The organism is Streptomyces sp. Qhu_M48 (genome assembly GCF_051305195.1).
In the GTDB taxonomy this organism is placed as follows: Bacteria; Actinomycetota; Actinomycetes; order Streptomycetales; family Streptomycetaceae; genus Streptomyces.
The window spans coordinates 47,802-71,255 of sequence record NZ_CP195432.1; the positions used below are offsets into that span (position 1 = coordinate 47,802).

22 protein-coding genes are annotated in these 23,454 nt (G+C 72.2%); 16 read left to right on the plus strand and 6 right to left on the minus strand.

The window, feature by feature from the left end:
- The first annotated feature begins 12 nt into the window (after nt 1–12).
- The 4 genes from ACRRSS_RS00240 to ACRRSS_RS00255 all read left to right on the plus strand — a co-directional run bounded on the left by ACRRSS_RS00240 (nt 13) and on the right by ACRRSS_RS00255 (nt 4,196).
- Entirely contained in the window at nt 13–882 is an 870-nt protein-coding gene (locus ACRRSS_RS00240) for an alpha/beta hydrolase family protein (RefSeq protein WP_435969237.1), read from the plus strand.
- Between the two features lie 85 nt (nt 883–967).
- Nucleotides 968–2,314 (plus strand): sensor histidine kinase, encoded by a 1,347-nt coding sequence (locus tag ACRRSS_RS00245; protein WP_435969238.1) that lies wholly within the window; start codon nt 968–970, stop codon nt 2,312–2,314.
- Complete coding sequence (locus ACRRSS_RS00250; RefSeq protein WP_435969239.1) at nt 2,311–2,973, plus strand: response regulator; 663 nt, start codon at nt 2,311–2,313, stop codon at nt 2,971–2,973. Before ACRRSS_RS00245 ends, ACRRSS_RS00250 begins: the two co-directional genes overlap by 4 nt.
- A gap of 26 nt (nt 2,974–2,999) precedes the next feature.
- Complete coding sequence (locus ACRRSS_RS00255) at nt 3,000–4,196, plus strand: cytochrome P450 (RefSeq protein ID WP_435969240.1); 1,197 nt, start codon at nt 3,000–3,002, stop codon at nt 4,194–4,196.
- Nucleotides 4,197–4,227: 31 nt separating this feature from the next.
- On the opposite strand, the gene ACRRSS_RS00260 is transcribed toward ACRRSS_RS00255, so the two are convergent.
- Entirely contained in the window at nt 4,228–5,076 is an 849-nt protein-coding gene (locus ACRRSS_RS00260) for a diacylglycerol kinase (protein WP_435969241.1), read from the minus strand.
- Between the two features lie 142 nt (nt 5,077–5,218).
- On the opposite strand from ACRRSS_RS00260, the gene ACRRSS_RS00265 reads away from it, so the two are divergent.
- Nucleotides 5,219–6,502, plus strand: coding sequence for an adenylosuccinate synthase (locus ACRRSS_RS00265; protein ID WP_435969242.1), 1,284 nt, complete (start codon nt 5,219–5,221; stop codon nt 6,500–6,502).
- A 101-nt stretch (nt 6,503–6,603) separates the two neighbouring features.
- Here the strand turns inward: ACRRSS_RS00265 and ACRRSS_RS00270 are convergent, their stop codons facing one another.
- The gene (locus ACRRSS_RS00270; RefSeq protein WP_435969243.1) at nt 6,604–8,532 is read right to left on the minus strand and encodes a serine/threonine-protein kinase; all 1,929 of its coding nucleotides are present in this window, start codon (nt 8,530–8,532) and stop codon (nt 6,604–6,606) included.
- A 26-nt stretch (nt 8,533–8,558) separates the two neighbouring features.
- Nucleotides 8,559–10,103, minus strand: coding sequence for a substrate-binding domain-containing protein (locus ACRRSS_RS00275; RefSeq protein ID WP_435969244.1), 1,545 nt, complete (start codon nt 10,101–10,103; stop codon nt 8,559–8,561).
- A gap of 183 nt (nt 10,104–10,286) precedes the next feature.
- Between ACRRSS_RS00275 and ACRRSS_RS00280 the strand changes: the two genes are divergently transcribed.
- From ACRRSS_RS00280 to ACRRSS_RS00290, 3 genes are all read left to right on the plus strand, one after another.
- A complete protein-coding gene (locus ACRRSS_RS00280) occupies nt 10,287–11,228 on the plus strand; it encodes an NADP-dependent oxidoreductase (protein ID WP_435969245.1) in 942 nt (313 codons plus the stop codon).
- Between the two features lie 243 nt (nt 11,229–11,471).
- The gene (locus ACRRSS_RS00285) at nt 11,472–12,413 is read left to right on the plus strand and encodes an FG-GAP repeat domain-containing protein (RefSeq protein WP_435969246.1); all 942 of its coding nucleotides are present in this window, start codon (nt 11,472–11,474) and stop codon (nt 12,411–12,413) included.
- Between the two features lie 179 nt (nt 12,414–12,592).
- Nucleotides 12,593–13,480, plus strand: coding sequence for a glycoside hydrolase family 19 protein (locus ACRRSS_RS00290; protein ID WP_435969247.1), 888 nt, complete (start codon nt 12,593–12,595; stop codon nt 13,478–13,480).
- Nucleotides 13,481–13,616: 136 nt separating this feature from the next.
- Here the strand turns inward: ACRRSS_RS00290 and ACRRSS_RS00295 are convergent, their stop codons facing one another.
- Together ACRRSS_RS00295 and ACRRSS_RS00300 are read right to left on the minus strand one after the other, a co-directional pair.
- On the minus strand, nt 13,617–14,108 hold the full coding sequence (locus ACRRSS_RS00295) for a MarR family winged helix-turn-helix transcriptional regulator (RefSeq protein ID WP_435969248.1): 492 nt from the start codon (nt 14,106–14,108) through the stop codon (nt 13,617–13,619).
- A gap of 7 nt (nt 14,109–14,115) precedes the next feature.
- Nucleotides 14,116–14,739, minus strand: a complete 624-nt coding sequence (locus ACRRSS_RS00300; protein WP_435969249.1) for a DJ-1/PfpI family protein — start codon at nt 14,737–14,739, stop codon at nt 14,116–14,118.
- Nucleotides 14,740–14,949: 210 nt separating this feature from the next.
- Here ACRRSS_RS00300 and ACRRSS_RS00305 point away from each other — a divergent pair, with 210 nt between their 5' ends.
- The 3 genes from ACRRSS_RS00305 (at nt 14,950) to ACRRSS_RS00315 (ending at nt 17,941) form a co-directional block, all read left to right on the plus strand.
- Entirely contained in the window at nt 14,950–16,314 is a 1,365-nt protein-coding gene (locus ACRRSS_RS00305; RefSeq protein ID WP_435969250.1) for an aspartate aminotransferase family protein, read from the plus strand.
- 67 nt (nt 16,315–16,381) lie between these two features.
- Entirely contained in the window at nt 16,382–17,092 is a 711-nt protein-coding gene (locus ACRRSS_RS00310; RefSeq protein ID WP_435969251.1) for a GntR family transcriptional regulator, read from the plus strand.
- A gap of 198 nt (nt 17,093–17,290) precedes the next feature.
- Nucleotides 17,291–17,941, plus strand: coding sequence for a hypothetical protein (locus ACRRSS_RS00315; RefSeq protein ID WP_435969252.1), 651 nt, complete (start codon nt 17,291–17,293; stop codon nt 17,939–17,941).
- A 115-nt stretch (nt 17,942–18,056) separates the two neighbouring features.
- Here the strand turns inward: ACRRSS_RS00315 and ACRRSS_RS00320 are convergent, their stop codons facing one another.
- A complete protein-coding gene (locus ACRRSS_RS00320) occupies nt 18,057–18,761 on the minus strand; it encodes an SLATT domain-containing protein (protein WP_435975216.1) in 705 nt (234 codons plus the stop codon).
- A gap of 268 nt (nt 18,762–19,029) precedes the next feature.
- Here ACRRSS_RS00320 and ACRRSS_RS00325 point away from each other — a divergent pair, with 268 nt between their 5' ends.
- From ACRRSS_RS00325 to ACRRSS_RS00345, 5 genes are all read left to right on the plus strand, one after another.
- On the plus strand, nt 19,030–19,365 hold the full coding sequence (locus ACRRSS_RS00325; protein ID WP_030209773.1) for a YbaB/EbfC family nucleoid-associated protein: 336 nt from the start codon (nt 19,030–19,032) through the stop codon (nt 19,363–19,365).
- Between the two features lie 89 nt (nt 19,366–19,454).
- The gene (gene recR, locus ACRRSS_RS00330) at nt 19,455–20,054 is read left to right on the plus strand and encodes a recombination mediator RecR (protein ID WP_351895192.1); all 600 of its coding nucleotides are present in this window, start codon (nt 19,455–19,457) and stop codon (nt 20,052–20,054) included.
- Between the two features lie 35 nt (nt 20,055–20,089).
- Nucleotides 20,090–20,749, plus strand: coding sequence for a DUF5063 domain-containing protein (locus ACRRSS_RS00335; RefSeq protein WP_435969253.1), 660 nt, complete (start codon nt 20,090–20,092; stop codon nt 20,747–20,749).
- A gap of 128 nt (nt 20,750–20,877) precedes the next feature.
- The gene (locus tag ACRRSS_RS00340; protein WP_435969254.1) at nt 20,878–22,158 is read left to right on the plus strand and encodes an aspartate kinase; all 1,281 of its coding nucleotides are present in this window, start codon (nt 20,878–20,880) and stop codon (nt 22,156–22,158) included.
- The gene (locus ACRRSS_RS00345) at nt 22,155–23,213 is read left to right on the plus strand and encodes an aspartate-semialdehyde dehydrogenase (protein WP_435969255.1); all 1,059 of its coding nucleotides are present in this window, start codon (nt 22,155–22,157) and stop codon (nt 23,211–23,213) included. Before ACRRSS_RS00340 ends, ACRRSS_RS00345 begins: the two co-directional genes overlap by 4 nt.
- Nucleotides 23,214–23,454 lie beyond the last annotated feature (241 nt).

The following is a 23,454-nucleotide window of genomic DNA, read 5'->3' on the forward strand; positions in this document are numbered from 1 at the left end:
GGTTGGCACAGCATGCCGGACCCCGCCGCGCGCGGCGCCGCCGAAGAGGCGTCCGCCTTCTCGCACCCGGCCGTCGCCCCCGACGCCACCGCCGCCTACGGCGACCACCCGGACCAGGTGATCGACTTCTACGCCCCGCACGGCGGACCCGCGCGGGCGCCGCTCGTCGTCGCCCTGCACGGCGGGGCCTGGCGGGCGCCGTACGACCGGCGGCACCTGACACCCTTCGTGGACTTCCTGGCCCGCCGGGGCTTCGCCGTGGCCAACGTCGAGTACCGGCGCGGCGGCGCCATCCCCCGACAGGGTGGCGCGGCCCCGGTCGCCGGGCGCTGGCCCGAGACCTTCGACGACGTGGCCGCCGCGCTCGACGCCCTGCCGGAGCTGACCGCCGCGCACCTGCCGGGGGCCGACACCGCGCGGACCGTGCTCACCGGCCACTCGGCCGGCGGCCACCTCGCCCTCTGGGCCGCCGCCCGGCACGTCCTGCCCGTCGGCTCCCCGTGGCGGCTGCCCGCCCCGCCCGCCCTCCGCGGGGTCGTCGCCCTCGCCCCGATCGCCCACTTCGGGCGGGCGGTCGAGCTCGGCGTGTGCGGCGGCGCGGTCACCGAACTGCTCGGCGACCCGTCCGCGTACAGGGAACGGGCGGCCCACGCCGACCCGTCGGCGCTGCTGCCGACCGGGATCGCGACCACCGTCGTACAGGGCCGCGAGGACGTCGACGTGCCGTACGGCGTCGCCGACGCCTACGTGGAGACGGCCGCGCGGGCGGGCGAGACGATCGGCCTCACGCTCCTCGAAGAGGTCGGCCACTTCCCCCTGATCGACCCGGCGGCGGACGCCTGCGCGGTGGTCGCGGAGGAGATCGCCCAGCTGGCCTGGTGAGGGTGCGGGGGACCTCGTAGTACTCAGGGGGGACGGATCAGGATCCGTACCGAGCGGGACGACCGTTCCCGGCGGCCCCCGTACCGTGGGCGACGTGACTCAGACACAGACCCCCGAGACGAGCCGCGCCCCCGAGTTCCACCTGGTCCAGGTCGTCCTCGGCGGGCTGCGGCAGGAACTCTTCCACCACGCGGTGGCCTACCGGCCGCTCCAGCCGGTCGACGTGAACCCCAAGGTGGCCCGCTTCGTCCCGAAGGGGATACGGCCGCACCTCGGACTGTTCCCGCACGCCGTCGTGGCGTTCTTCGCCCTGATCTCCTTCGCCATGGCGTACGAGGAGTTCGACACCAGCTTCGCCCCGCTGACGCTGGTGCTCGTCTGCACCCCGCCCGCGATCGTGCTGCTCACCCTGGTGCGGCCGGTCCTCGCCTTCTGGGCCTCGCTCGCCACCGCGCCCGTCATCGGCTACCTCGCCGGCTACAACGCGGGCTGGCCCTGGTCGCACATCACGTTCTTCTCCCACCTCGTGGTCCTCGGCGTGGTCGCCGCCCGCTCCCGGCCCCGCGCCTCGGCGTGGATGTGGCTCGTGACGGCCGCCTACTGCCTCTTCACGGAGATGTTCCTCGGCATCGGCCGGAGCTCCGACTCCGTCCCGATGCTCTTCGTCGCCGCCCTGGTCCTGCTCGCCGTCACCGTCCTCCAGGTCCGCCGCCAGGCCGACCGCGAGGTCACCGCCCAGCAGACCGTGACCGCCGAGGAGCGCTCCAGGCGGACCGTCCTGGAGGAGCGCACCACCATCGCCCGCGAACTCCACGACGTCGTCGCCCACCACATGTCGGTGGTCGCCATCCAGGCGGAGGCCGCCCCGTACCGGGTCGAGAACCCGCCGCCGGAGCTGGAGCAGGCCTTCCTCACCATCCGCGAGAACGCGGTCGCCGCGCTGACCGAGCTGCGCCGCATCCTCGGAGTCGTGCGCGCCGAGGACTACGAGGCGCCCGACGCCCCGCAGCCGACCCTCGGCGACCTGGACACCCTGGTCCGCAACGTCACCGAGGCCGGGCTCGTCGTCGACAGGACGGTGACCGGCGCGGTGCGGGAGCTGCCGCAGGGCGTGGAGCTCTCCGCGTACCGCATCGTCCAGGAGGCCCTGTCGAACGTGCTGCGGCACGCGCCGGGCGCCGCCGCCAAGGTCGAGGTCAGCTACGTCCTGGGCGGTCTCGGACTGCGCGTCGCCAACGGCCCGGCCCGCGGCCTGGTCAAGCCCTCGCCGGGCGCGGGCCACGGCCTCACCGGCATGCGGGAGCGGGTGACGATGCTCGGCGGGGAGATGACGGCCGAGGTCACCGCGGACGGTGGCTACGAGGTGGCCGCGTTCATCCCCGTGAGCCGTGAAGAGGTCCGTGAAGAGACCCGTGAGGGGGCCGACCAGTGATCCGTGTACTGATCGTCGACGACCAGATCATGGTCCGCGAGGGCTTCTCGGTGCTGCTCGGCGCGATGCCCGACATCGAGGTCGTCGGCGAGGCCGTCAACGGCCGGGAGGCGATCGCCCAGGTCGCCGCCCTCCACCCCGATGTCGTCCTGATGGACATCCGGATGCCCGAGCTGAACGGCATCGAGGCCACCCGGGAGATCGTCGCCGCCGACGCGGACGCGAAGGTCCTCGTCCTGACCACCTTCGACCTGGACGAGTACGTGTACCAGGCGCTGCGCGCCGGCGCCTCCGGCTTCCTGCTCAAGGACGCCTCGGCCCGGCAGCTCGCGGACGGGGTGCGGGTGGTCGCGGCCGGTGAGGCGCTGCTCGCGCCGACCGTCACGAAGCGGCTGATCGACGAGTTCGCGAAGGCGCCCGGGAGTTCCCCGCGCCCGCCCGCGATGGCGCGGATCGGGGAGCTGACGGAGCGTGAGACGGAGGTCCTCGTGCTCATCGCCCAGGGCCTGTCGAACTCCGAGATCGCCGAGCACCTCGTCGTCGCCGAGTCCACGATCAAGACGCACGTGAGCCGCGTCCTGGTGAAGCTGGGGCTGCGGGACCGTACGCAGGCGGCGGTGTTCGCGTACGAGGCGGGTCTGGTGAGGGTCGGCGGCTGAGGCCCCGACGGGGGTAGCGTCCGCCCATGGACGCTGCTGACACTGTGTACGACCCCTGGTCCCCGGAGTTCGTCGCCGATCCGTACCCCGCCTACGCCGAGCTGCGGGCGGCGGGCCGTGCCCACTGGCACGGCCCGACCCGCCAGTGGCTGATCCCGCACCACGCGGACGTGTCGGCGCTCCTCAGGGACCGGCGGCTCGGGCGCACGTACACCCACCGCTTCACCCACGAGGAGTTCGGGCAGGAGGCCCCGGCCGCCGCGCACGAGCCCTTCCACACGCTCAACGACCACGGGCTGCTCGACCTGGAGGCGGCCGACCACGGCCGGATCCGGCGCCTGGTGTCGAAGGCGTTCACGCCGAGGACGGTGGAGAACCTGGCCCCGACGGTACGGCGGCTCGCCGCCGATCTGGTCGGGGAGCTGGTGGCGGCGGGCGGCGGCGACCTCCAGGCCGCCGTCGCGGAGCCGCTGCCGGTCGCGGTGATCGCCGAGATGCTGGGCATCCCGGAGGACGACGAGGAGCGGGGGCGGCTGCGGCCCTGGTCGGCGGCGATCTGCGGGATGTTCGAGCTGAACCCCTCGGAGGAGACGGCCCGTCGGGCGGTCGAGGCCTCGGTCGAGTTCTCGGACTACCTGAGGGAGCTGATCGCACGGCGCCGGAAGACCCCGGGCGACGACCTGATATCGGGGCTCGTCGGCGTGGAGGAGCTGACGGAGCAGGAGATGATCTCCACCTGCGTCCTCCTTCTGAACGCGGGCCACGAGGCCACGGTGAACACCACGGTCAACGGCTGGTGGACGCTGCTCAGGGAGGGCGTCCGGCCGGATCCCGAAAAGTTGTCCACAGCTGTGGACGAACTTCTCCGCTACGACACCCCGCTCCAGATGTTCGAGCGCTGGGTCCTCGACGACATCGAGATCGGCGGCGTGACCCTCCCGCGCGGCTCCGAGGTGGCCCTCCTCTTCGGCTCCGCCAACCGCGACCCGGCCCGCTTCGGCCCGACGGCCGACACCCTCGACCTCACCCGCGCCGACAACCCCCACATCACCTTCGGCGCAGGGATCCACTACTGCCTCGGCGCCCCGCTCGCCCGCCTCGAACTCACCGCGGTCTTCGGTGAGTTGCTGAGCCAAGCGCCGGGAATGCGACTGGCGGCGGAGCCGGTACGGAAGCCGGGCTACGTGATCCGGGGGTTCGAGGAGCTGCTGGTGGAGGTGTGAGGCCGCCCGGGGGTGGCCCCGTGCGGGCCCCCTAGGGTGTGGCCCCCAGCCCGTCCGTGACGGACTCCGGGACGGTTCCCCGGGGCAGGGTCAGACCCCAGGCGCCCGCCCTGACCGTCCAGGTCCGGCGGCGGACCGGGCCCGTGAGGCGGCCGTCCGCGCGGTAGCGGAAGTCCGGTCCGGAGACCGTGAGGGTGCGGGCGACGGCGTGCCGGGGCGGGGCGGCCGACGGGTGGACGGTCACCTCGGCGGCGCCCCGCACCGAGCGGACGGTCAGGCTGTCCAGAAGGGTGTCGACGTCGGCGAGCAGCACGCCGTCCGCCTCGACCCGCAGCCGGAGCGCGCGGACGGCGAGGACCGTCGGGGCCGGGCGGACCAGGGTGCGGACCAGGGAGCGGCAGGTGCCCCAGACGGACGGTGCCGCCGAGGAGAGCGCCGGGACGGCGGGTATGCCGGGGATGCGGAGGCCGCCGAGGACGACGCCGTCGCTGTCGTCGACGAGGAGGTCCAGGCGCCGCACCGTCCCGTGGAGCACCGCCCGCGCCGCCGCCGGGGTGGAGCGCGGCACGCCGAGCGCGTGGGCGACTTCCAGGGCGTCGGGATGGCCGATCGGGACGAGGGAGAGGGCCCCTCCGGAGAGCTCCCGCTCCCGGTGGAGGAGGGCCACCGTATGCAGCAGCGCGCGGTCGTCCCCGATCACCACGGGGCGCCGTGCGCCGCGCCGGGACAGGGCGCGGGCGAACTCCTCCGGGCTGTCCGGAAGGCAGATCTTCGCTTCCGCGCCCGCGGACAGGACATCTTTCGCGATCCGTACGGACTCGCCGTCACTTCGGCGGGCGACCGGGTCGATGACCACCAGCAGCTGGTCGTGAGCCGACACCTCGGTCCTTCCTCGGGTAGCATCTTTGTGCAAGAGCCCCTTGCGCTATTGCGCCAGGGGCTTCGTCTATTCCGGGGCACACCGGTGAGGCGGCCTCGGCCCCTGACCTTGGACATGCCCCACCCGGAAGGGGTGTACGCCTGTGCCCGCACTTGTGCTGCTCGGTGCTCAGTGGGGTGACGAGGGCAAGGGAAAGGCCACCGACCTGCTCGGTGGATCCGTTGACTATGTAGTGCGTTACCAGGGCGGCAACAACGCCGGCCACACCGTCGTCGTCGGCGACCAGAAGTACGCGCTGCATCTTCTCCCTTCCGGAATCCTGTCGCCGGGGTGTACCCCGGTGATCGGAAACGGTGTCGTCGTCGACCCGGCGGTCCTGCTCTCCGAGCTGAGCGGACTGAACGAGCGTGGCGTCGACACGTCCAAGCTCCTGATCAGCGGTAACGCTCACCTGATCACCCCGTACAACGTCACCCTCGACAAGGTGACGGAACGGTTCCTCGGCAAGCGGAAGATCGGTACCACCGGTCGCGGCATCGGTCCGACCTACGCCGACAAGATCAACCGTGTCGGCATCCGGGTCCAGGACCTGTACGACGAGTCGATCCTCGTCCAGAAGGTCGAGGCGGCGCTGGAGGGCAAGAACCAGCTGCTCGCCAAGCTCTACAACCGTCGCGCGATCGACGCCGAGCAGATCGTCGAGGAGATGCTCCAGTACGCGGAGCAGATCAAGCCGTTCGTCGCGGACACCACGCTGATCCTCAACAACGCGCTCGACGAGGACAAGGTCGTGCTCTTCGAGGGCGGCCAGGGCACGCTCCTCGACGTGGACCACGGCACGTACCCCTTCGTCACCTCGTCGAACCCGACCGCGGGCGGCGCCTGCACCGGCGCCGGCGTGGGCCCGACGAAGATCAGCCGGGTCATCGGCATCCTCAAGGCGTACACGACCCGTGTCGGCGCCGGCCCGTTCCCGACGGAGCTCTTCGACGCGGACGGCGAGGCGCTGCGCCGCATCGGCGGCGAGCGCGGTGTCACCACCGGCCGTGACCGTCGCTGCGGCTGGTTCGACGCGGTCATCGCCCGGTACGCGACCCGGGTCAACGGCCTGACCGACTTCTTCCTCACCAAGCTCGACGTGCTCACCGGCTGGGAGCAGATCCCGGTCTGCGTCGCGTACGAGATCGACGGCAAGCGCGTCGAGGAGCTGCCGTACTCGCAGACCGACTTCCACCACGCGAAGCCGATCTACGAGATGCTCCCGGGCTGGTCCGAGGACATCACCAAGGCCAAGACCTTCGCCGACCTGCCGAAGAACGCGCGGGCGTACGTGAAGGCCCTGGAGGAGATGTCGGGCGCCCCGATCTCCGCGATCGGCGTCGGCCCCGGCCGCACCGAGACCATCGAGATCAACTCCTTCCTGTAGGAGGGACGCCCGAGGGCCCGCACCCCGTACGCCGGGGTGCGGGCCCTCGGCATGTCCCCGCCGGACCCGCCGGACCCGCCGGACCCGCCGTTCGGGAACTCCTAGCTCCGGTAGTACTCGTTCGGCTCGCCGTCGAGCATCGGGTACATGAGGAGCCGGTCCTTGCCCTTCAGCTTGTCGACGAGCAGGTAGCCGGCGAGGCCCTCCTGGCATTCGCGGTCCCAGGCGTTGCCGTCCCGGGTGGTCGGGCCGATGATCAGCAGGTTGCCGACGCCCGCGAGGACGGCCGTGGTGCCGCAGTACCAGTCCTCCGAGGTGGGCACGCCGTCGACGGTGCGCGGGTAGCCGTTGACGACGCCGACCACCGGGGCGCCGACCGGGCCCTGGGTGATCGTCACCTGTGAGGTGTAGCGGTCGTCGTTCTCGCCGTAGACCTCCGGCGCGGGGATGCGCGACCAGCGGCCGAGGTAGCGGGCGGGGACGACCTCGGTGCCGGTGGGAGCCTTGCGGAAGGTGGCCTTCGCGGCGCCCGAGCTCCATTCGAGGACGTCGGGGGAGCGCAGGGTGAGGGTCTGGTGGGCGGCGGGCACGCAGCGCTGTGCGGGCACGCTGGTCGTCACGTCGGACTCGCCGAAGACGACCTTGTCCTCGTCGGCCGAGACGAGCCGGGAGCGGCCCATGCACATCCGGTTCTCGGTGACCTGGACGTAGACGGCGTTCTTGGCGCCCGCCGCGCCCTGGGAGATCTCGATCCGGGCGGTCTCCCTCGGGTGGTCGGGGGAGCCCTGGAGCACGCCCTCCCAGGCCCCGAGGAAGGCGGCCGGGACGATCCCGGAGGGGCGGGCGGAGACGCCGTCGGTCCCGCCCCCGCCCCTGTTCTTCTGTTCGCCGCCGGTGTCCGGGTCGGGCCAGAGGGAGTACGTGACGGTGGCCGCGGCCACCACCGCGAGGGCCGCGAGGCCGGCGATCAGGGCGGTGCGGCGGGGGCGCCCGGGGGCCCGGGGCTGGGGCGCAGTGGAGGCGGTGGACGGTGCGGACAGGGGCGTGGCCGGGTCGCCGGAGGCGGGACCCGTGGTCCCGGTTCGCGCCCCGGCCCCGGCCCCGCTCATGTCCCCGGTCCCGGTCCCGGTCGCGCTGTCCGTCTCCGCCTCCAGGAGCCGGGCGGCGTGCCGGCCGAGCCGGGCGAGCACGTCCGCCGGCAGCCAGGGGTCGGGGACCGGGAGGGTCTCGGCGATCTCGGCGGCGGAGGGGCGGCCCGCCGGCTCCTTGGCGAGGCAGGCGCGGATCAGTCCGGACAGCTCGGGCGCGAGATCTGTCAGGTCGGGCTCGTCGTGGGCGATGCGGAACATGGTGGCGTGGACGCCGCTGTCCGCCGTCCCGAAGGGGGAACGGCCGGTCGCCGCGTAGGCGAGGACCGTGCCGAGGCAGAAGACGTCCGACGCGGGGGTGAGACGGTCGCCGCGCACCTGCTCGGGCGACATGAAGCCGGGGGAGCCGACGACGGCCCCGGTGGTGGTCAGGTTGCCGCCCTCGGCGACGGTGTCGACGGCGCGGGCGATGCCGAAGTCGATGAGCCGGGGGCCGTCGACGGTCAGCAGTACGTTCGAAGGCTTGAGGTCGCGGTGGACGAGCCCCGCGGCGTGGATGTGGACGAGGGCACGGGCGAGCCCGGAGGCCAGTGCCTTCACGGTCACGGGCGGCAGCGGCCCGAACTCGTCGCCGACCACGGTCCGCAGCGAGGGCCCCGGCACGTAGCCGATGGCGACCCACGGCGACTCGGCGTCGGTGTCCGAGCCGAGCACGGGCGCGGTGCCCGTACCGCCGACCCGTTCCAGGGCGGCGACCTCGCGGGCGAACCGGCGCCGGAACTCGTCCTGGGCCGCCAGCTCCGCGTGCACCACCTTCACCGCGACCGTCCGCCCGCGGGCCGAACGCGCCAGGAACACCCGGCCCATCCCCCCGACCCCGAGGCGGCCGAGCAGACGGAACGGGCCGATGCTGACCGGGTCTTCCGCGTTCAAAGGCTCCACGTCGTCAGAGCATGCCAGACCGCGCGTCACCCGTCTCCGCAGATCCGCAGCCCCTTCGGGGTGGCGCAGGGCAGGTGGCCGTGGGTGCGGACGACGTCCTGGCCGCTGCCCCGGTTCAGATAGGTGAGGAAGCTGGAGGTCAGCGAGTCCGCCGGCGGTTCGCCCCAGGTGTAGGCGAACTCGATCTCCCGGTACGGGTAGCCCGACTCGCCCAGCTCCTCCAGGACGGGCCGTCGCCCGTCGATCGCGACCCGGTGCAGGCCCTTGAGGCCGCTGCCGGAGCGCAGTTCGGTGTAGCCGATGGCCCCGGGGAGCCGGGCGACGGTGGCCAGGACCTGTTCCGTGGAGTCGAGTTCGCAGCGGACGACCTTCGCCTCGGGGTCGTCGGCGTGCTCGCAGTCCCGGGAGGAGTGGGCGGGTTCGTTGCGTCCCAGGACCCGGCGCTGGAACACCTCCCTGGTGCCGGAGCCGGCGTCCCGGCTGACCAGCAGGACGGGCTGGTCCAGGCCGGGCACGAGCGTGCTCCAGTTGGTGATCTCGCCGCGGTAGACGCGGCGGATCTCGTCGAGCGTGAGGTCGTCGACGGGGATGCCGTCGTGGACGACGAGGGTGAAGAGGGAGACGGCGACCATGCTCTCCCGCAGCTGCGGGTATCCGCCGGGCTTGCGCCCGTCGGAGAGCGCGACGACGGCGGGGGAGCCCTCGGCCGACTTCGCCCCGGCTTCGGCCAGCGCCCGTATCCCGGCGGTCGAGCCGTGCGCCTCGACGACGACGGTCGCGCCCTCGCAGTCCTTCTCGTACTTCCTCGCGAGCTCCCGCACGACGGGCGCGAAGGCCGTGGAGCCGGTGACGGTGAGGGTGCCCCGGGCGCAGCCGATCGGCGGCGGCTCCTGCTCCCGCACGATGATCGCCGCGAGGGCGACCACACAGACGGTGAGGACGACGGTGACGGTCCGGGCGGCCCGGCTGAAGACGGGCGCCTTGTCGTCGGGGGTGGTGCTGTGGTTGAGGTGGACGTGACCCTCGGCGATGTTGCCGTCGACCGTGACGGGGCTGCCGATGGGGCCGCCGGCGAGCAGCACGAGCAGCTTGTAGTGGGAGCCCCGGTTGAGCGGCACCTTGGGCAGCAGGATGCTGGTGGCGCCCTCCGCCGGGCCGGTCCAGGTGTCGGGGAAGTGGCTGAGCAGCCGGGGGTGGTCGGGCGCGGTGACGACGACCGCCTTCACGTGCCGCCGTCCGCCGAACTCCACCGTGAGCCCGTGGTCGTCACCGTCGGTGTAGTGCTCGCGGGTGATCGACAGGGCCCCGTCGTTCTCGATCCGCAGCAGGACGAGGGTGGCGTCGGACAGGTCGGGGCTCGCGTCGAAGAAGCCGCGCCGGACGACCGCTCCGGGGCCGGTCGGGGCGCCGTTCGCGGCGGTGTTCCCGATGGCCGTGTCCAGCTGGACGCGGTAGCCGACGCGCCGCTGGTGCGGCACGCGCCGCTCGTACCAGACGGCGCCGGTCGAGACGAGGACACCGAGGAGCGCGGTGACCACGGCGATGAGGTTCTCAGCGGTGAGCCAGTCCACCCGCGCGACGGTACGGACACGTGTGCGGTCGCGGGGAGTACGTCGCCGCCCGCCGCCTGGAGTTCTTCCTTCCGTCAGCCTGGCCCCGGAGCGAACCGGCGCGGACGGGTCATCAGAGGTTGCCGGGGGTGGGGAGCGTGGGTGTAATGGCCACGAGGGGGCCTTCTGTCTGAGGAGTACCCGATGCGTGTCGTCGAAGTGACCGCCTACGGCGGACCCGAGGTGCTCAGAATGGCCCGCCGGCCCGAACCGGAGGCCGGGGACGAGCCCGGCAAGGTGCGGGTGCGCCTCAAGGCGGTCGGTGTGAACCAGGCCGACCTGCGGATCCGGGCCGGCGAGTACGCCGGCGTGGTCGGCGATCTCAAGCCCCCGTTCGTCCTGGGGACGGACTTCGCGGGCACCCTGCTCGACCCCGTGCCCGGGATGGCGGAGGGGACCCGTGTGGCCGGTTTCGTGCCCTGGTACGAGGAGCTGACGGGGCACGGCACGTACGCGGAGGTGATCCGCGCCGATCCGGCCTGGCTGGCCCCGATCCCGGACGACGTGGAGTTCACCGTGGCCGCGTCCGTCCCGCTGGCCTCGCTGACCGCGCAGCAGGGCCTGGACCGGCTGCGGCTCCCGGAGGGCTCGACGCTGCTGGTGACCGGTGCGAGCGGGGTCGTGGGCCGTCTCGCGGTCCAGTACGCCGCGGCGGCCGGGCTGCGGGTGGTGGCCGTCGCCCACGAGGGCGACGAGCGGGAACTGAACGTCCTCGGCGCGGCGCACGTCGTCGAGCGCGGAACGCCCCAGGAGGTGGTCGCCCGGGTGGTCGAGGGCGATCCGGACCGGGTGGACGCGGTCTTCGACGGATCGTTCACCGGCGGTGCGCTCCTGCCGGCCCTGAAGGACGACGGGGTCTTCGTCGCGCTCGTCCCCGGTCAGGAGCCGGCCGGGGAGCGGAACATCCGCGTGGAGCCGGTCCGGGCCAGGCCGGACGCCGCCCGGCTGAAGGAGACGCTGGAGAAGGTGGCGAACCGGGAGCTGATCACCCGGGTGGCGGACGTCCTCCCCCTGGAGTCGGCCGCCGAGGCCCACCGACGCGCGGAGGCGGGCCGCCGCCCCGGCCGGATCGTGCTGCTGATCTGACGCGACCTACGCGACCTGTTCGACCCGGTCGATCTGACCTGGCTGATCCGATGCGGTCGATCCGACCCGGTCGATCCGGCCCCTTTGATCCAACCCCATCGAGCCGACTCCGTCCCACCCCACAACACCCGGGCCCGGCCCGGGTGTTGTCGTACCCCCGTGAGAGGCTTCCGGTGTCCGGCGGTCGCGCGAGCGCGTCGCCGTCGACCACATCTGAGGAATGAGTCCCAGGGGGGAATCATCATGACCATCCGACGCAGCCGCGCGCTCCGGGGCGCCCTCGCCGCCCTCGCCGCCACGGTCGCCCTGGCCGCCACCGCCGGTACGGCCTTCGCCGCCGGCGACCCGGCCGGCCGGGCGCGCGCCGAGGCCGTGGCCGAGCACCAGCAGGGCCGGGAGTCCGCCAGGGCGGGGGCGTTCGCCGCCGCCGACGCTCCGGTCGAGACGCCGAGCTTCGCCATGGTGGCCGTCCACAAGCAGAACTTCGAGTTCTACCTGTACTTCCCGAACCACGCGGGTGGCTTCGAGCCCCGCGACCACATCGCGATCCCGGTGCCCGATTGGGCCGACTCGATCGACGTCGACAACGACAAGGACGGCTCGGCCGACGGTGGCTGGACCGTCTACAAGGACGGCACGCTCGACTACAGCTACATCGACGAGGAGCTGGAGTACCACGAGTACCAGGTCGGCACGGGCTGGAACACCTACCGCATGGTCCTCTCCCCCGGCAGCATCGGCGGCGCCAAGGAGGCCGACCTCCTCGGTGTCGACAAGGCCGGTGTCCTCTGGTCGTACCTCGCCTACCCCGATGGCAAGGTCACCCCGCGCCACCGGGTCGGCGGCGGCTGGGACCAGTACACCCAGGTCGAGGGCCAGGGCGACCTGACCGGTGACGGCAAGGCCGACATCGTCGCCCGCGACAAGACCGGCGTCCTGTGGCTCTACAAGGGCACCGGCGACTACAAGGCCCCCTTCGCCGCCCGTACGAAGATCGGCGGCGGGTGGAACACCTTCGACCGGATCCTCTCGGTCGGTGACCTCGACCTCGACGGCCGGTCGGACCTGATCGCCCGCAAGCCCAACGGCGACCTGCTCCGCTACTCGGGTTCGGGCAGCGCCGCGGCGCCGTTCCGGCAGCCGGTCAAGATCGGTCACGGCTTCCAGATCTACAACCTGCTGTAGTCGCGGGCCCGTTGCGGTCCTGACTCCCGGGTGCGGCCCCGGGTCCCGGTCTTCCGGGCCCGGGGCTGTTCCGTGTCCGCGCCCCGTCCGTCACAAGTTCTGGTCTGGACCTTGACAGGTCCAGACCAATCGCGCTTCGCTGTGGCTTCCCCCACCGGCCCCACCCGGAAGGAACACGCATGCTGCGCAAGTTGGGCGTCCTCCTGGCCGCGCTCTGTACGGCCGTCGGTCTCGCCGTCCTCCTCCCCACCGCCTCGGCGGGCGCCGCCCCCGCCTGTGTCGGCGCCTGGAACTCCGGCAGCGTCTACACCGGCGGCATGACCGCCTCGTACAGCGGCCGCAACTGGTACGCCAAGTGGTGGACCCAGAACGAGCGCCCCGGCTCCTCCGACGTCTGGCGCGACGAGGGCGCCTGTGGCACGGGCGGGGGCGGCGAGCAACCGAACCCCTCATTCGTCGTCTCCGAGGCCCAGTTCAACCAGATGTTCCCGAACCGGAACCCCTTCTACACGTACGCGGGCCTCACCGCCGCCCTCAAGGCCTACCCCGGCTTCGCCAACACCGGCAGCGACACGGTGAAGAAGCAGGAGGCCGCGGCCTTCCTCGCGAACGTCTCCCACGAGACGGGCGGTCTCTACTACATCGTCGAGCAGAACACCGCCAACTACCCGCACTACTGCGACCGCAACCAGCCCTACGGCTGCCCCGCCGGCCAGGCCGCCTACTACGGCCGCGGCCCCATCCAGCTCTCCTGGAACTTCAACTACAAGGCCGCCGGTGACGCCCTCGGCATCGACCTGCTGAACAACCCGTGGCGCGTCGAGCAGGACCCGTCCGTCGCCATGCAGACCGGCCTCTGGTACTGGAACACCCAGAGCGGCCCCGGCACCATGACCGGCCACAACGCCATGGTCAACGGCGTCGGCTTCGGCGAGACCATCCGCTCCATCAACGGCACCCTGGAGTGCAACGGGGCGAACCCGGCCCAGGTCCAGAGCCGGGTCACCAAGTACCAGCAGTTCACCCAGATCCTGGGCGTCCCCACCGGGGCGAACCTGTACTGCTGACCGGCCACCGCCGGGGGACAACGGCGGTCCTGGCGGCGGGCCCCACGGCGACGTGGGGCCCGCCGTCGTGTGCGGGGCGAGAGGGGAACCGCCGGCGGGACGGACCTCCGGGCGACGCGGTACGTGTCGGGAGCCCTCAGGGAAGGTCCGCGGGGTCCGACGGGTCCGTAGCGGACCGGTACGCCCCGCCGGCCCGCTCCAGCGCCCCGGACAGCCGCTCCAGCACCCGCACCGTCTCGTCGAAGGCCTCCTGGCCGCCCAACTCCCCCACGAGCGCGGCGGCGAGGCGCGCGTGCCCCGGCTCGATGCGGCCGATCGCCGCCCGGCCCGCCTCCGTGGGGGCGAGGAGCTTGGCGCGGCGGTGGGCCGGGTTCGGCTCGTAGGCCGCGAGCCCCTCCCGTACCAGCAGGTCCGCGATCCGCTGGACGCTCTGCCGGGTGATGCCCATGGCGCGGGCGATCCCGGCGACGGGCAACGGCTCGGGGAGTACGGCTCCGAGGACCTGCCACCAGGCGGCGGTCAGGCCCGCCGGCCCGGCCAGCTCCTCGGAGACGGCGAGGAACTGGCCGTTGAGACGGAAGACGCCCAGGGCCGTCCTGGAGAGGGCGTCCTGCGGTGCGCGGCTCATGGGGTCCTCAGGAGTTCAGCTCGGCGAAGGCCGCCGGGTCCGAGTCGTGGAAGAGGCGGTACCAGGCGTCCCGCTTGCCCTCGTACGCGCCGAGCACGGCGAAGATCTCGCGCGCGAAGGCGACCGGCTCCGTGGGGCCCGCCGTGACGAGGTCCCCGGTCCCGGCCGCGCCGGGCGCGGTCACCGCGTCCGCGTCCGTGTAGTGCTCGCCGCCCTTGTAGCCGGTGGCGTCGAGGTAGAAGGAGACCGCGCTCGTGTGCGGGCGGTCGTCGAGCAGGCCCTCCTTCGCGAGGCCGGCCGTGGCCCCGCAGATCGCGGCGACCGGGACCCCGGCGTCGAGGAAGGCGCGGGCCTTGGCGGTGAACGGGGCCAGGTCGTCGCCCTCGTCGTACTTCTCGGCGCCCGGGAGGATCAGCAGGGCGCTGTCCCCCGGGGCGAGGTCGGCGAGCGCGAGGTCGGGGACGATCCGGATGCCGGCGAGGGTCGTGACGGGCTCTCCGGCGACCGGGCCGACGGTCCTGATCGTGTAGCCGGCGCGGGCGAGCCAGGCGGTGGCGTGGCCCGTCTCCCAGTCGGCGAGGGTGTCGTAGACGGCGAGGTGGACGGTCTTGGTGTCGCTCTCGGTTCCCATGACAGAAGACTGTCATGGCGACAGCATGCTGTCAATGGGGCGGTGCGGGTCGAAGCCGTGGGGGATCCGTACGGGAGACGGGAGGGAAGCCGCGCGGGACGGCGGGGAGGCCGACGCGAAGGAGCGAGGGAACAAGGTGTCGCGTCCGCCCCGGTCTCGGTGGACAGGATGGCCATGGCCTTCCCACCTGCGGTTCCTTACCCTCGACCCATGACCCCTCATGTCATCGAACCCGATCCCCAGGCCGGGGCCGCCGTCAAGGCCGCCGACCGCGCGCACGTGTTCCACTCCTGGTCCGCCCAGGGCCTGATCGACCCGCTCGCCGTCGCCGGCGCCGAGGGTTCGTACTTCTGGGACTACGACGGGAACCGCTACCTCGACTTCACCAGCGGCCTCGTCTACACCAACATCGGCTACCAGCACCCCCGCGTGGTCGCCGCCATCCAGGAGCAGGCCGCGAAGCTCACCACCTTCGCGCCCGCCTTCGCCATCGACGTCCGCTCCGAGGCCGCACGCCTCATCGCCGAGCGGACCCCCGGCGACCTGGACAAGATCTTCTTCACCAACGGCGGCGCCGAGGCCGTCGAGAACGCCGTCCGCATGGCCCGGCTGCACACCGGCCGTACGAAGGTGCTCTCCGCCTACCGCTCGTACCACGGCGCCACCTCCACCGCGATCAACCTGACCGGTGACCCGCGCCGCTGGCCCTCCGACACCGGCTCGGCCGGCGTCGTGCGCTTCTGGGCGCCGTTCCTCTACCGCTCGCCCTTCTACGCCACCACCGAGGCGGAGGAGAGCGCGCGGGCCCTCCAGCACCTGGAGGACACGATCGCCTTCGAGGGTCCGGCGACCATCGCCGCGATCATCCTGGAGACCGTCCCCGGCACCGCCGGCATCATGACCCCGCCGCCCGGCTACCTCGCCGGCGTCCGCGAGATCTGTGACCGGTACGGCATCGTCTTCGTCCTCGACGAGGTCATGGCGGGCTTCGGCCGCACCGGCGCGTGGTTCGCCGCCGACCACTTCGACGTCGTGCCCGACCTGATGACCTTCGCCAAGGGCGTGAACTCCGGCTACGTGCCCCTCGGCGGCGTCGCCATCAACGCCGAGATCGCCGCCACCTTCGACAAGCGCCCCTACCCGGGCGGACTGACCTACTCCGGCCACCCGCTCGCCTGCGCCGCCGCCGTCGCCACCCTCCAGGTGATGGAGGACGAGAAGGTCGTCGAGAACGCCGCCCACATCGGCGAGCACGTCCTCGGCCCCGGCCTGCGCGAGCTCGCCGAGCGCCACCCGTCCGTCGGCGAGGTCCGCGGCCTGGGCGTCTTCTGGGCGCTCGACCTGGTCAGGAACCGCGAGACCCGCGAGCCGCTCGTCCCGTACAACGCGGCCGGCGAGGCCAACGCGCCCATGGCCGCCTTCGGCGCCGCGGCGAAGAAGAACGGCCTGTGGCCCTTCGTCAACATGAACCGCACCCACGCCGTCCCCGCCTGCAACGTCACCGAGGCGGAGGCCAAGGAAGGCCTCGCGGCCCTCGACGCGGCCCTCTCGGTCGCCGACGAGCACACCGTCTGACCGCGACCCGGAGAGGCCCCCTCCGTCTGGACTAGGGTGTCCGGAGCCGGACGGAGGGGGCCGACCCATGCCCGCGAGCGGAGCTGTCACCCGCAACACCTTGCGACAGCAGATCGCGGACGCGCTCCGTGACGAAGTGCTCGCGGGCCGTCTCCAGCCGGGCGAGGAGTTCACGGTCAAGCAGATCGCCGAGCAGTACGGGGTGTCCGCGACCCCCGTACGCGAAGCCCTCGTCGACCTCTGCGCGCAAGGCCTCCTCGACTCCGACCAGCACCGCGGCTTCCGCGTCCACCAGTACTCGGTCGACGACTACCGGGCCATGGTCGAGGCCCGGATGCTCGTCGTCGACGGCATCTTCCGCCGCCACGCGCCCGCCGTGCCGCTGCCCCCCGCCGCGGCCCCGCGACCCGACCTCGGGATCGGCGTCGCGCTCGTCTCCGTACGGCGCAGGGGCGAGGCGGCGGCCCGCGCGGCCCGCGCCGGGGACCTCGACGTCCTCATCGGGTACGACATCCGCTACTGGCGCGAGCTGGGACGCCTGGTCTCCGCCAACGACCACATCGCCGACTTCCTGCACCGGCTCCGCGTCCAGGCCTGGGTCTTCTCCGTGCCCTACCTGCGCTCCGAGCGGGACATGCTGGGCTGGCTGTGGAGCGACCACGTCGAGCTGGTCGACGCGATCACCCGCGGGGACGCGCAGGCGGCCGTGACGGTCGTACGGCAGTACAACGCGCACTCGCTGGAATGGGCGGGGTACCTGGAGGCTCGGGCCCACTGAGGCCGGGGCCGGCCGGCGCGCACCGGTGGCGGGGCGCGTGGGGCCGGGGCCCGAGTTCGGGTTGAGGCCGGGCCTCCGGGGGCAGTTCCTCAGCGGGTGGACGGTGTCCGTGGGGCGCCGACTAACCTGGCCGTCCCTGCAAATGCCTGGCGTACGCCCCGCGAGCGTCCCCCGCAACTGACGGAGAGAGAGCGTCCCTTGGCCTGTGACCTGTGGCTGGTCCCCCTCGTCGACGTGCTGTGCCACAGCCCCGACAACCCCTTCGCCCAAGAGATCGCCCAGTACGACGCCGTGCTCAGCGCGTCCGGTCTGCCGACCGTGCCCGTCTACGCGTACATGCCGGGACTCTCCGGTGACGTCGCCCCGATCGCCGGCTTCGACTACGAGGCCCTGCACTTCCTGCGGCGGGTGTACCTCCTCCAGATGTGCGGGCTGCCGGTCGAACCGGTCGGCGAGCTCGGCGGGGACTACGAACAGCTCCTGGAGATGTTCGAGGCGACCGCCCAGCAGTCGCACCTGGTCTGGCACTACGACCACGCGGGCGCGTACGTCCCGGTCGACTTCCCGGTGCCGCTCGCCAGCGACGAGCTCCTGGAGGGCGGCGGGCCGCTCGGCTCCTCGTACGGGCTGCTGCGGGAGCTCCAGTTCGTGGCGCCCTCGATCGGTATCGACCCGGCGAACCCGCCGGCGGCCCCCCTGCCGCCGGAGCGGCCGACCTCCCTGGAGGAGCCGGCCGTGGCGACCCCCCTGGACGGCGGCCCCTTCGCCCGGGAGCGGCATGTGTGGCTGGGCCTGCACGCGGCGGCGACCCGGAGCCTGGCACAGGGCTCCATGATCATCCTCAGCTGACCCCGCCCCGGCCCGGGCCGGGCGCCCAGGGCCGAGCGTCCAGGGTCGGCGGCTCGGAGCGGGGCGGGCCCGGAGGCCGAGCGGCCCCCCGGCACCCAGCGGCCCCCGGACGGCCCTAGCGGGCCTCCGGGGGCCGCTGGCGCGGCATGTTCGGACGGGTCCCGGGCGGCAGCGGGAAGCGGCCCGAGGGGTGGGAGCTCTCGGGCCGGGCGGGCATCACGCCCACCGACTGGAGCGCGAGCGGCGCCGGACCCGAGCGGAACTCGACCATCCAGTCCGCGGTCTCCGCCCGTACGAGCTCGGTCACGTCCTCCGAGAAGCGGCGCAGCACGCCGAGACACCGCTCGGCCGCCTCGCTGGCGGTGCCCTCCGTGGGGCCCAGCACCTCCCGGACGCTCTCCGAGGCCCAGTCGAACTGGAGGGCCTGGAGACGGCGCTGCACGGCCTGTGCCGTCGCCACGTCCCTCATCCAGCCGGACGTCAGGCCGAAGTACCGGTCGCAGGCCACGCAGGCGGCGCCGAGCAGCAGCGAGAGGTAGCCCCAGCCGACGGTGCCCTCCGTCACGCCGGTCAGGTCGAGCAGCGGGAGGGCGGCGCCGGCGATCACCCCGGCGGCCGTGCCGATCCGCAGGATCCGGGCACCGCGGCGCTTCCGGGCGCGGTCGGAGAGGTACCACTCGGCGGTGCGCAGGGCGTGGGACTCCACCCGGCGGTACAGCTCGTCGAGCCGTTCGGCGGGCTCGCCCCAGTCGCCCAGGGGGAACGGCGTACCGGTCAGATCGCGGTGGACGTCTCCCCCGGGGGGCCCCGGTGGCTGCATCTCCGGCTGCTGGCTCACCGGGGGACTCCTCTGTTCAGCTCAGCGCTCGTGTCCTTCTGTGACGTGCGGTGCACGTGGTGCCTGCCCTTCCTACCGCCGAATGGTGGGCGACGGGCCCGGAATCCCAGGATTTCCGCCCGCAAGAGGGTGTTGATCAGGTAGAGGAGCCCGCAGTTTCTCACCCGAAAGAGTGATGGAGGCGGGGCGAGCGGGGACCACGTAGGCTCGGCGTACCGACATACGGACGTACCGAACCTCAGGAGTGACCGTGATTCCCGGTGGTGGTCAGCCCAACATGCAGCAGCTTCTCCAGCAGGCCCAGAAGATGCAGCAGGACCTCGCCCGCGCCCAGCAGGAGCTGGCCGCGACCGAGGTCGAGGGACAGGCGGGCGGTGGCCTGGTCAAGGCGACCGTGACCGGCTCCGGCGACCTGCGCGGCCTCGTGATCGACCCGAAGGCGGTCGACCCGGAGGACACCGAGACGCTCGCCGACCTGATCGTGGCCGCCGTCCAGGCCGCCAACGACAACGCGCAGCAGCTCCAGCAGGCCAAGCTCGGTCCGCTGGCGCAGGGCATGGGCGGAATGCCGGGCCTGGGCTTCTGAGCCCCCCGCTTCCCTCACCCCCGTGGGCTTCTAAGGCTCGCTTTCAGCCACTACCGTAAGAATCAAGCACTCCCTTGAAGGGGCGTTCCGTGTACGAAGGCGTGGTTCAGGACCTCATCGACGAACTGGGCAGGCTGCCCGGCGTCGGTCCCAAGAGCGCGCAGCGGATCGCCTTCCACATCCTCCAGGCCGAGCCGACGGACGTCCGCCGGCTCGCGCACGCGCTCCTGGAGGTCAAGGAGAAGGTCAGGTTCTGCGCGGTCTGCGGCAACGTGGCCCAGCAGGAGCAGTGCAACATCTGCCGCGACCCCCGCCGCGACCTGACCGTCATCTGTGTGGTCGAGGAGCCCAAGGACGTCGTCGCGATCGAGCGGACCCGCGAGTTCCGGGGGCGGTACCACGTCCTCGGCGGCGCGATCAGCCCGATCGACGGCGTCGGCCCGGACGACCTGCGCATCCGCGAGCTGCTGGCGCGGCTCGCCGACGGCGCCGTCACCGAGCTGATCCTCGCGACCGACCCGAACCTGGAGGGCGAGGCCACCGCGACCTACCTGGCGCGGATGATCAAGCCCATGGGGTTGAAGGTCACCCGGCTCGCGAGCGGGCTCCCCGTCGGCGGCGACCTGGAGTACGCCGACGAAGTGACCCTCGGCCGTGCTTTCGAGGGGCGGAGGCTGCTAGATGTATGACGACCGGGCCGGCGCGCTCTCAGGGAGGCTCCTCGATGTCTGACCCCACGCTGCACGCGATCACGCAGAACCCCGACGACTTCGCGGTCCAGATCGCCGACTCCATCGAGAGCTTCATCGTCGCGACCACCGAGGTCGCCAAGGGCGACGAGCCGGACAGCGCGGTCCCCTTCCTGCTCCTGGAGATCTCACAGCTGCTCCTGGCGGGCGGGCGGCTCGGCGCGCACGAGGACATCCTCCCGGACGAGCAGTACGAGACGGACACCGGTCCCGAGCCGGACGTGGACGACCTGCGCGAGCGGTTCGCCGTGCTCCTCGACCCGGTCGACGTCTTCTCGGAGGTCTTCGACCCGTACGAGCCGCGCAAGGTCCCGGTCCCGGCCCGCATCTCCGACAACCTCGCCGACATCGTCACCGACCTGCGGCACGGCCTGGCCCACTACCGGGCGGGCCGGACCAGTGAGGCCCTGTGGTGGTGGCAGTTCTCGTACTTCTCCAACTGGGGACCCACCGCCTCGGCCACCCTCCGCGCCCTCCAGTCCCTCGTCGCCCACGTCCGCCTCGACCAGCCCCTCGCGGCCCTCGACGGCCTGGACACGGACGAGGACCTGACGGAGGACGACCTCGCCGAGGAGGCGGGCCGGGTGATGGCGGAGGAGATCGGTGCTCCGCTGGGGCTGCCCGAGCGGCTCTGAGAGCGCGTGATGATCACTCCGTGAGCGCTCTGTCTCACCATCCGGTATCACGTAGGTGTTCGCGGGTCGCTCGTTAGACTGAGCCGATCGCAGCACCGGCTGCGGCACACACTGAGCGAGGAGCGCACGTGGGCCTTGTCGTGCAGAAGTACGGAGGCTCCTCCGTTGCCGATGCCGAAGGCATCAAGCGCGTCGCCAAGCGGATCGTGGATGCCAAGAAGAACGGCCACCAGGTGGTCGTCGTGGTTTCCGCGATGGGCGACACGACGGACGAGCTGATCGATCTCGCCGAGCAGGTATCCCCGATCCCTGCCGGGCGTGAGTTCGACATGCTGTTGACCGCGGGAGAGCGGATCTCCATGGCCCTGCTGGCCATGGCGATCAAGAACCTGGGCCACGAGGCCCAGTCCTTCACGGGCAGCCAGGCCGGTGTCATCACCGACTCGGTCCACAACAAAGCGCGCATCATCGATGTCACGCCGGGCCGGATCCGTACCGCCCTCGACGAGGGCAACATCGCCATCGTCGCCGGGTTCCAGGGCGTGTCCCAGGACAAGAAGGACATCACCACGCTGGGCCGTGGCGGGTCCGACACCACCGCCGTGGCCCTCGCGGCGGCGCTCGACGCCGAGGTCTGTGAGATCTACACCGACGTCGACGGCGTCTTCACGGCCGACCCGCGGGTGGTGAAGAAGGCGAAGAAGATCGACTGGATCTCCTTCGAGGACATGCTGGAGCTCGCCGCCTCCGGCTCCAAGGTGCTGCTGCACCGGTGCGTCGAGTACGCGCGTCGCTACAACATCCCGATCCACGTCCGCTCGTCCTTCTCGGGACTGCAGGGCACCTGGGTCAGCAACGAGCCACACTCCGAAGAAAAGAGCCGCAAGGTGGAGCAGGCCATCATCTCGGGCGTCGCCCACGACACCTCCGAGGCGAAGATCACCGTCGTCGGCGTGCCGGACAAGCCGGGCGAGGCCGCGGCCATCTTCCGTGCCGTCGCGGACGCCGAGATCAACATCGACATGATCGTGCAGAACGTGTCTGCCGCCTCCACCGGCCTCACGGACATCTCCTTCACCCTCCCCAAGGCCGAGGGCCGCAAGGCCATCGACGCCCTGGAGAAGGCGAAGAGCGCGATCGGTTTCGACTCGCTCCGCTACGACGACCAGATCGGCAAGATCTCCCTGGTCGGCGCCGGGATGAAGACCAACCCGGGCGTCACCGCGGACTTCTTCCGCGCGCTCTCCGACGCGGGCGTGAACATCGAGCTCATCTCGACCTCCGAGATCCGCATCTCGGTCGTCACCCGCGCCGACGACGTCAACGAGGCCGTGCGCGCCGTGCACAGCGCCTTCGGCCTGGACAGCGACTCGGACGAGGCCGTCGTCTACGGAGGCACCGGCCGATGACACCGAAGCCGACGCTCGCGGTCGTCGGTGCGACCGGGGCCGTCGGCTCGGTGATGCTCCAGATGCTCACGTACCACGCGGACGTCTGGGGCGACATACGCCTCCTCGCCTCCCCGCGCTCGGCGGGCCGCAAGGCCCCCGTGCGCGGGGAGGAGTGCGAGATCCTCGCGCTGAGCGAGGAGGCGCTGGAAGGCGTCGACCTGGCGCTCTTCCTGGTGCCCGAGGCGGTGGCCGCCCGCTGGGCGCCCGTCGCCGCCACCAAGGGCGCCGTCGTCGTGGACACCTCCGCCGCCTTCCGGGCGGACCCCGACGTGCCCCTCGTGGTCCCCGAGACCAACGCCCACGCGGCGCGCGTACGGCCCCGGGGCATCGTGGCGAGCCCCGGCTGCACCACCCTGGCGCTGATCGTCGCCGTGGGCGCCCTGCACGCCGAGTTCGGGCTCACCGAGCTCGTCGTCACCGCCCAGCAGGCCGCCAGCGGCGCCGGGGCCGGGCAGGCGGGCGTCGAGGCGCTCCGGGCCCAGCTCGGCCTGGTGGCCGGCCGCGGCGAACTGGGCACCCACCCCGGCGACGTACGGCGGGCGGTCGGCGACACCACCGGCCCCTTCCCCGGGCCCCTGGCGCTCAACGTCCTGCCCTGGTCGGGCACGGCGGGCGCCGACGGGGCCTCCTCGGAGGAGGAGCGCGTACGGGACGAGACCCGCCGGATCCTCGGACTTCCCGCCCTGCGGGTCGCCGCCACCTGCGTGCGGGTCCCGGTCGTCACCGGGCACTCCGTCTCCGTGCACGCCCGCTTCGAGCATCCCGTGCCGGTCGGGCGCGCGCACGAGATCCTGGCGACCTCGCCCGGGGTCGTGCTGTACGACGACCCCGCCTCGGGCGACTTCCCCACCCCCGCCGACGTCGTCGGCACCGACCCCGCCTGGGTCGGGCGGGTGCGGCGCTCCATGGGCGACGAGCGGGCGCTCGATTTCTTCGTCTGCGCCGACAATCTGCGCAAGGGAGCGGCCCTCAACGCCCTCCAGATCGCGGAATCGGTTGTCACAGCTTTGTAGGATCTGTGAACGACCTGTGAGCAAATAGGCGTCAGATACCTCTTGAACTGCGGTGATGCCGTGGTTGACGATGCTCTTCCCCCTTGCTGCAACCAGTAGTTGGGTGGAGGGCGTCTCTGCGTGCACCCACGGCCGTGTGGCGCGGAACACGCTGTGGAAGTGGGGCATAGGGGGAGAACAGTTACGCATGGGGATGAACAACTCACCCTTGAAAAGGGTGGCGTACGCGTACAACCCTGCC

Coding starts and splice junctions, on each gene's coding strand:
- ACRRSS_RS00290 (WP_435969247.1), top strand. CDS start 12,593: ATGCTGCGCAAGTTGGGCGTCCTCCTGGCCGCGCTCTGTACGGCCGTC.
- ACRRSS_RS00300 (WP_435969249.1), bottom strand. CDS start 14,739: ATGGGAACCGAGAGCGACACCAAGACCGTCCACCTCGCCGTCTACGAC.
- ACRRSS_RS00335 (WP_435969253.1), top strand. CDS start 20,090: ATGTCTGACCCCACGCTGCACGCGATCACGCAGAACCCCGACGACTTC.
- ACRRSS_RS00310 (WP_435969251.1), top strand. CDS start 16,382: ATGCCCGCGAGCGGAGCTGTCACCCGCAACACCTTGCGACAGCAGATC.
- ACRRSS_RS00240 (WP_435969237.1), top strand. CDS start 13: ATGCCGGACCCCGCCGCGCGCGGCGCCGCCGAAGAGGCGTCCGCCTTC.
- ACRRSS_RS00280 (WP_435969245.1), top strand. CDS start 10,287: ATGCGTGTCGTCGAAGTGACCGCCTACGGCGGACCCGAGGTGCTCAGA.
- ACRRSS_RS00295 (WP_435969248.1), bottom strand. CDS start 14,108: ATGAGCCGCGCACCGCAGGACGCCCTCTCCAGGACGGCCCTGGGCGTC.
- ACRRSS_RS00320 (WP_435975216.1), bottom strand. CDS start 18,761: ATGCAGCCACCGGGGCCCCCCGGGGGAGACGTCCACCGCGATCTGACC.
- ACRRSS_RS00285 (WP_435969246.1), top strand. CDS start 11,472: ATGACCATCCGACGCAGCCGCGCGCTCCGGGGCGCCCTCGCCGCCCTC.
- ACRRSS_RS00345 (WP_435969255.1), top strand. CDS start 22,155: ATGACACCGAAGCCGACGCTCGCGGTCGTCGGTGCGACCGGGGCCGTC.
- ACRRSS_RS00305 (WP_435969250.1), top strand. CDS start 14,950: ATGACCCCTCATGTCATCGAACCCGATCCCCAGGCCGGGGCCGCCGTC.
- ACRRSS_RS00255 (WP_435969240.1), top strand. CDS start 3,000: ATGGACGCTGCTGACACTGTGTACGACCCCTGGTCCCCGGAGTTCGTC.